Genomic DNA, 11,950 nt, shown 5'->3' on the forward strand with positions numbered 1-11,950 from the left:
TTGTTGCTTTCATGGCATAAAAAAACAGAGACTATAAATAATCTCTGCTATGCGATTAGCTTGTTGAATAATTATTTTTTTGCTCTACTAGAGTGATAAGGTACAAATAAACGTTATTGGTTTAAACAGGATTAATTGCTTTTGATGGCAGTTTATGTTGTTTAATATAAAAAACGGGTGTACCTATGTAGGTAATATATAAAAAAGTCGCTTTAGCATATTGTTGAGTGGTTGTTGATACTCTTATACCAATGATGGCATTTGCATCTTCAGGTGCCATTAACATTAACTCATCAAGGGTTTCTTCATATTCATTACGTTTGCGTTCTAAAAAGCCTCGAATCAGTCCTTTTTTGGATATTTCAACTGCACGGGTAATTTGCACCATATTGTACATGTGTTTAATACGATAACAGCTTGGTAATTCTTCTGTTGTAAGTAACAGCTTATTACTGCGTTCTTCAACATAGGGCGTTATTTTTCGATTGAGAAACATTTTCTCACCCTGTTTTTTGAGTAGACCAATACTGACGATTTTTAAGCACGATGGCAGTGCGTGTAGGTAAGTATAGGTGAAGTCTTTGGGGATGGCCTTCAATGGATGAATCTTCAACAGGCAATGTCAGATGAATAACATGGGTATCAATACGGTTATGTCCGCCAAAGTCAGCATCATCACTGCTTAAAATAACTTCATACTCACCTGCAGGGGCAGGAATTGAATAGTCGGTAAATGACTTTTCAGGGTGAAAATTGAATACCCAAACTAACCCTTGGCGTTCAAATGCCAGGACTTTATCATCATCTCTAACCCACAGGATATGGACAGTACTATAACGTAGTACATCATAAGTTTTACAAACTGCTATCATGGCACGATCAAAATTATTGAGTAAACCGTACTTTAAATTGGGATTATCGGCTAGTGACCACTGTCGGCGTGCGTGATGATATGACCAGTGATTACCTTCGCGAGGAAAGTCTATCCATTCTGGATGACCAAATTCATTACCCATAAAGTTTAGATAACCATGACCTGCAGTGCTCAAGGTTACCAGTCGAAGCATTTTATGTAATGCCATTGCCCGGTCAATGAGTAAATGCTCATCATCTCGATTCATATGCCAGTACATTGCCGCATCGGCTAAACGAAAAATAAGTGTTTTGTCACCGACTAAAGCCTGGTCATGACTTTCTGTGTAACTTATGGTTTTTTCGTCATGGCGACGGTTAATAAGCTCATGCCATAAATGAACGATTGACCAGTCTTCATCACGTATATCTTTAGTGTATTTTATCCATAAATCAGGAATGCCCATGGCAAAGCGATAGTCAAAGCCGATTCCACCCTGTGCTGTGGAAAGGGCAAGACCCGGCATACCACTCATGTCTTCTGCAATGGTTATCGCATCAGGACGGAGGCTATGAATAACCTGGTTGGCTAGGGCTAAATAGGCTAGGGCATCCAAATCAACATTGTGGCTAAAGTAATGATCATATGAGGTGAAGGCTTGGCCGAGTCCATGGTCGTGGTAAAGCATGCTGGTAATTCCATCAAAACGGAAACCATCCACGTTGAACGTATCCAGCCAATAACGACAATTTGAGAGTAAAAAATGAAGTACTTCAGGTTTGGCATAATTAAAGCAGCAAGAGTCCCAGGCTGGGTGCCGTCCCCGTCCCCCTTCATGAAAAAACTGGTAGGCTGTCCCATCATATAAGCCTAAGCCTTCTACATGATTGGCGACAGCATGGGAGTGAACTAAATCAATGAGTACCGCAATTCCCATCCCATGGGCAGTATCTATCAGTTCCATTAACTCTTCAGGTGTACCAAAGCGTGATGAGGGGGCAAAGTAGCTGGAAACATGATAACCAAAGGAACCATAGTAGGGATGTTCAGGAATACCCATAAGTTGTATGGTGTTATAACCAGCCGCGTGGATTCGAGGTAATGTTTGTTCGGTAAATTCGCGATAAGTGCCTACTTTTCCCTCTTCTAAAGCCATGCCGACATGGGCTTCGTAGATTAATGGGGCAGTCTGTGGGCGCTTGAATGGATGTTGCCATTGATAGGGGGATTTGGGATGCCAGACTTGCGCGGTAAAAATAAGGGTTTGGTTATCTTGTATGACGCGTCGAGCATAAGCAGGAATTCTGGGGCCTTCACCACCATACCACACCATATGTAAACGATAATGTTGACCGTGTTGCAGGGCATTTTCAGGGAGGTGTAGTGCCCAATGACCATGATCATCAATACGTTGAAATTGAAATTCAGAAGATATTTGCCATTGATTCATATCTCCCACTAAAAAAATAGCGGTGGCATTGGGAGCCCACTCATGTAATTGCCATTTATGATCGCGAAAGTGCAGGCCAAAGTATTCATGGCCACTGGCTATATCCATCAACTCGTTTTGGTTGTGACATAGTTGTTGACGCCTGGCTTCAATGGCAATTAAGCGATGCGTTAATTGACTACGGTAAGGCGCTAACCAAGGGTCATTGTGAATAATCGTATCAATTAAATGATGTATAGACATTGAGGGTGCGTTGACGATCGTATTCATCCTTGAAATCTACTTATTTACTAATGAGTGGACGACGTAACATCTTTTCGTAAAGATTGATATATTGTTTAGCCGTATTGGAATGGTTATAGGAGGTGATTGCTTCTTCCATGATACGGTGAATTTGCTTGGCTTTGGTATCCACGGAACGTTTATGAAAACGCATCGCTTGGTCAACAGCCCAACGTAAACTTTCGGGATTATAATATTTAAATAAAAAACCGTTACCTCTATTTTTACGCGTATTTAAATCCGTAATGGTGTCATGAATACCACCTGTGTCGTGTGCAATCGGTAAAGAACCATAGATGGGTCCTATCATTTGTGGCAATCCACAAGGTTCAAAAGAAGAAGGCATTAATACGAAATCAGAAGCAGCATAACACTGATGTTCAAGGGTATTATTAAAGTCGCAAACAGCAACACGCTCCTGAAACCCATGAAAGTGAACAATATCTCGAAATACTCGTTGGTATTCGCCATCAGCGACAAAAACAATTTGTAGCCGTTGTGGCCAGTAATCAGAAATCAAATGGTAAATAATATCGGCTAGCAGTTGACAGCCTTTTTGAATAGGATCAAGGCGGGATGGCCAGAATAAAAGCGGAGCTTTGGGGTCAACAAGTAGTCCTAGTTGCTGTTGTACATGCTGCTTGTTATGACGTTTTCCTGCTACATGTGATGCGGCATCATACTGTAAAAGTAGCTTGTTATCTGTGCGGGGATTAAACGCTGGGTCTGGTGCATTTAAAATACCATAAGCACAACCTGCATAGTATTTGTTAATGAGTTCTTGACGCAATTTGTCAGGGACAAAGTGATGATAACCTTCAACAATTTCCACTAAAAATCGAGGGCTAACGGTGTTTACAAAGTGACCGGCAAACACACCACTGGTCAGAAAGTCAACAGGGATTGATTCTCGTGCATTCTCATAACAATCGGCATAATCTTCAAAAAATAAATGTTGCCAAAACTCGGCCGAATCAATACCACGATCTTCAATATGTGACATTGTGGCTTTTACACTATGAATATTATGGATGGTGAATAAACAAGGAATGCCTTTTTTTCGGGCAAAGGAAGGAATAAGCCCCGTCATCCAGTCGTTACAGTGAATAAGATCAGGTTGTACGCGAGGAATAATGTTATTAATGACTTCACGCTGAAAGGCTAATGATAACTTGGTATTTTCCAAATAGTACGCAGAATAAACCCGATTTAGATAGTAAAAGACTCGGTCTTCTGCTAAATGTAAACGATTATCAGGCACAGTCTGTCGTAAATTGTGGTATTCTTTTTGTAAAAAAGGTGCCAAACGATCTTTAAAAATAGCGCGATAATCAGGTAGGGCTACATGAACATCAGCACCTTGATTAAATAAAGCACTGATAAGGGCTGCTGACACATCAGCCAAACCACCCGCTTTTGCGGTCAGATACTGTGCATAGCTGCCCATTCTATCAGGAAGATAGGTCACCTCCGGTGTGACAATTAAAACACGGGGATTTTTCCTGCCGCCGTTCATTCAAAACTCCATGGCATCATCTGCGGGATCACTTCGTGTGCACGTTTCATCATGAAAAAAAGTTAATTATCCAGAATTAAGTGTCTAGGTATAATAATAGACAACAGTTCATGTGTGACTGTGTGGCTATAAAAGTGTTACCTGACTGATAGGTATCCTAGCAAAGAAATATTGCTATTCTGTGGCATTTTAACCGTTATGAAACATAGTCAGTTATGAAACATAGTCAGTACTGCGGAATGAAAAGCACTTTTAAAGCGCGTGCTAACTGACAATGTCTCATAACATGTTATGTAGTTAATCTTTAGTCTCAGTTAACCCATGTCAGTAAGTGGGGTTGAAACCGCAGCCAATCATCAAACTGGGGAACTGCTCGAACAGTAAAACCATATTGTCCGGAACCATCACAGGTAATATCACAACGATACAGATAGGAACCATCGCCACGGTCTTCGGCAACGATCATCGGGGTTTCATGTCCTGCACACAGATCATCTGCACCATGGAGCAGTCCATAATAAAGCTGGACTTCGACCTCATCAGGAGTGAGTTGACCCAGGTGAACGACAGTTGACACATTAAATGTATCATTAACCCTAAACGGACCTCTGGAGCTGCAGGTGGGTGACTCAATATGAATATGCTGCCAGTGTTGTAAGTAGCGAGAATGCTGGACAGCCAATTGTTTAGCTTCAGCCCACTGGTTTTCACGTAAGGATTGCAGGCGCTGATGGGCTGGGATATAAAAGCGTTCGGTATATTCTTTCACCATCCGTAAGTTACAAAAATCAGCCATGGCCATTTTTATAGACTCACGCATTTTATAAACCCATTGGTTAGGAATGCCACCCGGTTTACGATCATAATAACAAGGTATGACATCATTTTCTAAAACATTATAAAGCGCCTGACTTTCAACTGCATCTTGATAATCGGGGTCATGATATTCTTCACCATTACCAATTCGCCAACCACGGTCATCGGTAAAACCTTCACACCACCAGCCATCTAAAATACTTAAATTAAGCACCCCATTAACGGCTGCTTTCATTCCCGATGTGCCACAGGCCTCCATGGGGCGTCTTGGGTTATTCAGCCAAACATCACAGCCTTGCACCATCAGTCGTGCAGTATGCATGTCATAGTCTTCAAGGAAAACGATTTTATGGCGGAAACGTTCCTGTTCTGCAAAGTGAATTAACTGTCGTATAACTTCTTTCCCTTCATGATCTTTGGGGTGTGCTTTACCGGCAAAAACAAATTGTACAGGGTGGTCCGTGTTGTTGATAATGGCTTGTAACCGGTCTGGATCACGAAAAATAAGGTTACCGCGTTTATAGGTTGCATAACGACGGGCAAAACCGATGGTCAGTGCATCCTGGTCCAACACTGATTCTACGGCACGCATGACTCGGCGAGAGGCATTACGACGACCATATTGCTGTGACATGTGCTCACGTACAGAACGTATGAGTCGTGAACGGCTAAGCTCATGGGCACGCCATAAATCTTCTTCAAAAATATCATCCACTCGGGCCATATTTTCTTTCATTTGGGAGGCAAGGTACCACTGTGGCCCTAAGTGTCGCTCAAACAACATAACGATTTCGGGGGAGAGCACACTGGAGACATGAATACCATTGGTTACATAGCCAATGGGAACTTCTTCATCTGCACGGCTAGGCCAAATGTGGGTCCACATGTGGCGGGCCACATGGCCATGAAGCTCACTGACACCGTTACAAAATTGCGCCATACGTAAGGCAAATAAGGACATGCAAAAGGGTTCATGTTGCTGGTCATCTTTTTCTTGTCCCCAACGAATCAATTGTTCAACAGGTAAACCAAACAGCTCACTGTACACTTTAAAATAAGGGGCAAGAAGTTCTGGAGAAAATTTATCGTGACCCGCAGGAACCGGTGTATGCGTGGTAAACACGGTAGTGCGGGGTACTATTTCCATAGCGGTTTTTAAATCAACCTGCTCTTTTTGCATGACCTGACTGATGCGTTCAAGATTAACAAAGGCACAGTGTCCTTCATTCAGGTGAACCACTGAAGGGTTAATGTCCATTGCATCCAGGACTTTCATACCACCAATACCCAACACAACCTCTTGGGTAAGTCGTGTATTGTGTTCGGCGGCATATAAACGGTTGGTGATTTCTTTTATTTCGGCTGGATTTTCTGGGATATAGGTATCCATTAACAATAAAGTGACACGACCAACCTGTAACTTCCAGGTTTGAAAATGAATGGGATGGTTAGGTGCAGGGATACTGATAACCAGGTCTTGGCCATCTTTACCTTTGACTTTTTCCATTGGCAGGTGAAATAAGTTAGTTTGCGGGTAATCTTCCTGTTGCCAGCCATCCTGATTGAGATATTGGCGGAAGTAACCATAGCGGTACATTAAACCCAGCCCAATCAAGGGAATATCGTTTACCGAGGCGGCTTTTAAGTGATCACCCGCGAGTACACCTAAGCCTCCTGCAAAAATGGGGAGGCTCTCATGAATACCAAACTCCATTGAAAAATAGGCAATACAACCTTCTTCACCAAATGGGCTTTCTTGTGGCGTTTGACGCGTAATGACACGCTCATGAAACTCTGTTTTGACCTTATTTAAATTAGCAAGAAAACTACGGTCTTTAGCGAGTGCATTTAATCGATCTTGTTCTATATAGGTTAAAAAGGCCAATGGGTTATGTTGGGCTTTACTCCAAAGATGAGGATCAATACGACGAAAGAGTTCAATGGCTTCAGGTGTCCAACACCACCAGAGATTTCTTGAAAGGGTTTCCAGAAAGGCCAGTGGCTCTGGAATTTGAGGGTAAACCTGATAGCTGGTGATCATTTTCATGAGGTAATAGCCTTGTGTGACACATACAAAGAAAGAATAATCAATGTCATACAATCACCACAGAATTTTCACAATTGGCGTAAGCATTAAAAATATATTTGTCAGCTTCTCGGTCATTTTCCCAGCGGCGATTATCGATAAAATAACGGAATTGATATTCTTGACCTGGACGTAGCTCAAGTGTGGCTGTGAAGTCGCCATTTTTGAGGTTTTTCATTGGTGTATTGTTGGTTGACCAATTATTAAAATCCCCAACGATGCATACATTATGTGCATCTGACATAGCGTCTTTAGGTATACGAAATGTAACTTTACAAACGGGCTTAGATTTTAAATATTGTTTTTTTAAACTCATTGCTGCGTTCCCCAATAACAACCCAGGTATGACTGGCTTGTCTATGACTCAATGAAAGAGTGTAGATTATACCTTGGGCTATACAACAAAATTTTTAACATTTGGCGATGGATAAATAGTGAATAAATAATCAATTTCTGCTGGGTTATTTTGATTTATTTTCAATCATAAGCTTTTCCAGTTTTCGCCACACGCGCAAAAGTTCACTCACACCCCAGGCTTGAGCATCACAACCTCGGTGTTGATGGGGACGATTACCATCAATAATTTCAGGTAACTGTCCCACACAGCCTTCATCTATTAATAAGGAAGCTGACCCTAACCAGGCAAATGCCGTAGGAATAGCCTGAGGACCATAGCACTCAACCCAGGCTTCAGCATAGGCCGGAAATACCCACGTCCAGGCTGTGCCATTATGGTAAGCCGGTTTTCGGCAAGTGTCTTCATCTCCACGGTAGTGACCAAAATAAGGATGTTGAGGATTATTGATAGGTTTGCCATGAAAGGTAATGGCTAAGGGCGGATGTACCGGTTGATCAGCTAAGGTTCGAATTGCACCAGGCACCAGTAACTGCTCACAGGCTTCAAGTATACGACGGGTGATGTCTGAGTCACTAACAGCGCCCAGTGTAATGGCATAAAGTTGATTGGGCCGCAAGGCATTGTCGGCTACGGCTTTTGCCGCTGGGGTATCAGGCACACAATGCAGGCAGTCTGCTAAATACCCTACATCTGGAAAATAATAATATTGGGTAATGGATTTTTTCACTTGGTCAGCTAATGTTGCCCAGCGTGGTGTATTAGGGGCAATTTGAGCTAATAACTGTAATGCGGCAAACCATAATGCCTGTATTTCAATAGGGTAGCCTTGCCTTGGGGTACCGGCAGGGAAGTTAGTATCCATCCAGGTGAAATGCGAGGGGCTAAAAATGAGTCCTGATTGCTCATCCATTTTTATCTGATTGGGGGTACCTTGGATAATACCATTTGCCATATCCACCAGTACTTGATGAAGCGAGCGACCCGCACAATCTCGACCAAAAATATCGTCTCGGCCAGAGGCTTGCCACAAGTCGTTACACGCTGCAAATAACCACAGTGGGGCATCAGAGGTATCTCGATTGGAGGCATCGCCTCCGCGTATCATATTGGGCAATGTACCCTGGTCTTCAAATTGAGCAAATTGCAAAATAATAGACTCTGCTGTGGCCCAATCCCCTGCAGCAATAATTCCCCTCACTACAATCAAGGTGTCACGTCCCCAGTCTAAAAACCACGGATAGCCAGCAATAACCGTTTGTAATTTGCCGCGTCGAACAATGAATTGTTGAAGGGAGGGCTTTAACACATTAGGCAAAGGTTCGGTACTTGGAAATTGTTTAGTCCAGCCAGTGATGGTTTCAAGCAACACAGGCAATGTATCGTACGGTTTGGGTGACTCATCCGTTGAGGTAATTTGAGCGGTGATCGTCACCATTTCACCTCCAGCCATAGGAATAGCGAAATATCCTGGACAATATAAGTCTGAAACGGCATCCAGACCGCGTTCACCCTCTAGCGGTCGATACACCATATAGTGCCATTCAGGGGATACATGAAATTTACCCTGAGTACTGTGTAGTGTGAGCTGATGGTGTGGATCAGGGGTAAAGCGAAAGCCTTGCGAGTTCGGTAGAATGGCTTTCGGAAAGCTGGATTCCAGACCGGTATAGGCTTTCGTCGTTTCATGGAAATTACGGTTTTCGATATCAGGACGCAGCACTAAATCAATAACCGATTGGTCAGCAAGGCGATCATGGTGATCATCCTGGTGACAGCGATATATGACCCACTGTACAGCATTTTGCTCAGGGATCATTGCCATACCAATCTTCAATAAGACATGCTGGCCTTGGCCAACAGGGAGATGAAATAACCAATAGCCACCATGGCTGTGATGACAGCCAAAGGCATCAAGACACGCCTGACTAATAGCTTGGGTATAGCCTTGATAATTCAGCCAACCGCGTATCCTGGCCAGCATAATCCAACGATCATCTGGGTGTTCTGGATGTAAGTTGGCGGCTAAAGCGGCATCATAGCGGCTACGAAGAAATCCCCATTGGCTACTGGCACGAGACATCCCACCACGATTGTTGGTTCCTAGCCATAAGTGAGGGTGATCAAGGAGCTGGTTGCGGAAAAAGATATTTCGGGCTTTAACATGTTGTCCTTCAGCTAAATAACAGAGAGGGACCTCACAAGAAATAACATTATCTGTCGTATACAGTTTAATTTTGAGTGTACGTTGCTGGTGATGTGTTGGTGTATTGAGTGGCTCAATAACCGTCATGTAATGTGCGCCAAAAGCAAAGCTTCGTTCTTTGATAAATACAGTTTTGTTTGACTCGTTTATGGTCAGGTGAAAAGGATAAGGACAGCGAACGAGTAGCATGTGCTGTGGGGGAATCATGACTTCACGCCATTGATCTTGAGGGTACTGCCAGGTGATGACATAGGGCTCTTCGGTAAACGGAGTAATAGCAGTACAAAATGCTCGAGGGTCTTTTTGCAGTAACTGGCAGTAGTAATCCAGATTAAATTCTCGCAGGTCCTGACAACCATGATAATGCTGATACAGTTTCAGTACTTTGCTTTGTATACGTTGTTTGATTAACTGAGAAGAGGGCAGGTGACTGTTTTTTTCATACTGTCTGAGCTGGGTAATCATGGCATGCTGATCGGTCAGGCAGAGCACTTGTCCTGGCTTAAGATCTAATTTTTGTAAGTCCCGATCATTGATAGGATGATACGTTGTTCCTGACAGTAAATCATACCAGGGGGGAGCCTCCATGAGGGCTCTGTCTTTCGGCCAACAAGCCTGACATGATGCTTCAGTATCTAAATTGGCCACAATAAGAAGATGATGACTGTTATTGTTTGGGTGCCTGTGTACCACAATAAAGTTTCCAGGCCCTGTTTGCAGCATATGCTGTTGACCTTGTTGATTGAACACAGGGTGGTGTTTAAGTAAAGCACTCAAACGATGGATTAGGGCTACCTGATTGTCGATACTTCCCCAATTCAGTGAAGGTGAGCCATGAACACTCACTTTCTCTGTCGCAAGCCACTCAACACCATTTGCAAAGCCAAAGGCGCCCTGGGGAGAAAGCATTGCACATAGCGTGGTGCGTAGTCTGGCCCAAAGCGGAGAGGTTGCCGCAAGGCGATTATTATCATGGGTTTCGCAGAAGTGGACGGTGATACCATCTCGTTGAGAAATGTCCAGCGCTTCAGGTAGATAGTGTTCAAGTTGGTTACGGTCATAGTTTTGGAATAATTCAGAGTAGGCCCAGTTAAAATTAGCGTGATTTAAAAGTTGCCGAGTACTGGCAATAGGGCCTCCGAGTCCCTCCAATAAAAAGATGGTATCGGGATATTGTTGACGCACCTTGGCAATAATATATCGCCATGCAGCGTCCGGAATCATATAGCCTGCATCGGCACGAAAACCATCAACACCGCGACGGCACCAGGTTAGAAAGATGTTAGCCATATACTGCCAAAGATCTTTATGGCCGTAATCAAGTCTTGTCAGGTCTCCCCAAATAACTCCCCAGGCACCAGGGTTTTCGATTTTACCTGAAGGGGAGCGAGCCACCCATTGTGGATGACTTTCATGCAAACCAGCCGCCCATCCAGTGTGATTTATGGCAATATCAAGTAGCAGTGATCCTTGATGGGCATGAATGGCATCAACTAACTCAATAAACTGCTCAAGTGGGGTGGCTTTGGGATCAAATTCTGCCAGCGCTGGATCAACGGCAGTAAAACTAAGCGCAGCATAGGGGCTACCAAAGCGCCCCATACGGGCATAGGTTGTCGGGGTAGGGTGAATGGGGAGCAGTAAAATATGACGACAACCCAGTTCGTTAATAATGAAGTCCAGTTCACCCCGTAAATCACGGAAAGTGCCTGACGGGGGAATGACGGTGAATCCAGATTTGTCAAAGTCATTAAGCTGTTTATCTGAGATAGGATGACCAAAACCGAGGCCAGATTTATTACGACCAAATTGACGGACGAAGGCGTTGTAAATGATATTGGCACAGCAGGCTTCAGCCGTATCGACATTGATAATGGTGTTATGCCCGGTAGGCCATAGGGGATCTTTCTTCTTGCCTGGGAGGAAGTAGGCTTTAGCCTCAAAGTGACCCACTTCAGTTAAACCCAAGATAAGTTGGTATTCACCATTGGCACATTGCTTCATGGGAATATCAAACCAGTCACGGCCTAATGAGGTTTCTTGATAGTCGACTTCATTAATAATCTCTAGACGCTTGATATCAGCATGACCAATATTGGTGCGTAGCCAGGCCGTTCCTTGCCAATGGTTGGGTACAGATAAACGAAATGTCATCATGTCGCCTGTATAGTGGACGATATGTTCACCTGGCGATGGGTGTTGAATAATTTCCTCAGACTGAATCATAACGCTGTATTTATCCCCAAACTGTCGTTCATTCATGATTATTGAATGCTCACTAAGCATCCTTGGCTCAACGAATCACTCCGAGGGGGTGACTGTTTTTACTATAGGGCAGATTAAGTATAGGGCAGTCTGTTTAAAAGTAATGATACGGTATCATGAC

The 11,950-nt window shown here is 43.5% G+C and carries 6 protein-coding genes; all 6 read right to left on the reverse strand.

The features are described 5' to 3' along the window. Positions 1–121: 121 nt before the first annotated feature. The gene (locus ACQ96U_RS05315) at positions 122–496 is read right to left on the reverse strand and encodes a hypothetical protein (RefSeq protein ID WP_431720206.1); all 375 of its coding nucleotides are present in this window, start codon (positions 494–496) and stop codon (positions 122–124) included. Positions 497–500: 4 nt separating this feature from the next. Further along, positions 501–2,573 (reverse strand): alpha amylase C-terminal domain-containing protein, encoded by a 2,073-nt coding sequence (locus ACQ96U_RS05320; protein WP_431720207.1) that lies wholly within the window; start codon positions 2,571–2,573, stop codon positions 501–503. Positions 2,574–2,586: 13 nt separating this feature from the next. Next, positions 2,587–4,101 carry a glycogen synthase gene (locus ACQ96U_RS05325; protein ID WP_431720208.1) on the reverse strand — a complete coding sequence of 505 codons (1,515 nt, stop codon included), beginning with the start codon at positions 4,099–4,101 and terminating at the stop codon, positions 2,587–2,589. A 310-nt stretch (positions 4,102–4,411) separates the two neighbouring features. Then, positions 4,412–6,964: an alpha-glucan family phosphorylase gene (gene glgP, locus ACQ96U_RS05330; protein ID WP_431720209.1), complete on the reverse strand. Its 2,553-nt coding sequence runs from the start codon at positions 6,962–6,964 to the stop codon at positions 4,412–4,414. A 46-nt stretch (positions 6,965–7,010) separates the two neighbouring features. After that, a complete protein-coding gene (locus ACQ96U_RS05335; protein WP_431720210.1) occupies positions 7,011–7,319 on the reverse strand; it encodes an isoamylase early set domain-containing protein in 309 nt (102 codons plus the stop codon). Positions 7,320–7,464: 145 nt separating this feature from the next. Continuing rightward, on the reverse strand, positions 7,465–11,826 hold the full coding sequence (locus tag ACQ96U_RS05340) for an amylo-alpha-1,6-glucosidase (protein WP_431720211.1): 4,362 nt from the start codon (positions 11,824–11,826) through the stop codon (positions 7,465–7,467). Between the last annotated feature and the right edge of the window lie 124 nt (positions 11,827–11,950).

Origin of the sequence: Zooshikella sp. RANM57 (genome assembly GCF_050749885.1) — a bacterium.
GTDB lineage: Bacteria > Pseudomonadota > Gammaproteobacteria > Pseudomonadales > Zooshikellaceae > Zooshikella.

Coding starts and splice junctions, on each gene's coding strand:
- glgP (WP_431720209.1), bottom strand. CDS start 6,964: ATGAAAATGATCACCAGCTATCAGGTTTACCCTCAAATTCCAGAGCCA.
- ACQ96U_RS05340 (WP_431720211.1), bottom strand. CDS start 11,826: ATGAATGAACGACAGTTTGGGGATAAATACAGCGTTATGATTCAGTCT.
- ACQ96U_RS05325 (WP_431720208.1), bottom strand. CDS start 4,101: ATGAACGGCGGCAGGAAAAATCCCCGTGTTTTAATTGTCACACCGGAG.
- ACQ96U_RS05320 (WP_431720207.1), bottom strand. CDS start 2,573: ATGAATACGATCGTCAACGCACCCTCAATGTCTATACATCATTTAATT.
- ACQ96U_RS05315 (WP_431720206.1), bottom strand. CDS start 496: ATGTTTCTCAATCGAAAAATAACGCCCTATGTTGAAGAACGCAGTAAT.
- ACQ96U_RS05335 (WP_431720210.1), bottom strand. CDS start 7,319: ATGAGTTTAAAAAAACAATATTTAAAATCTAAGCCCGTTTGTAAAGTT.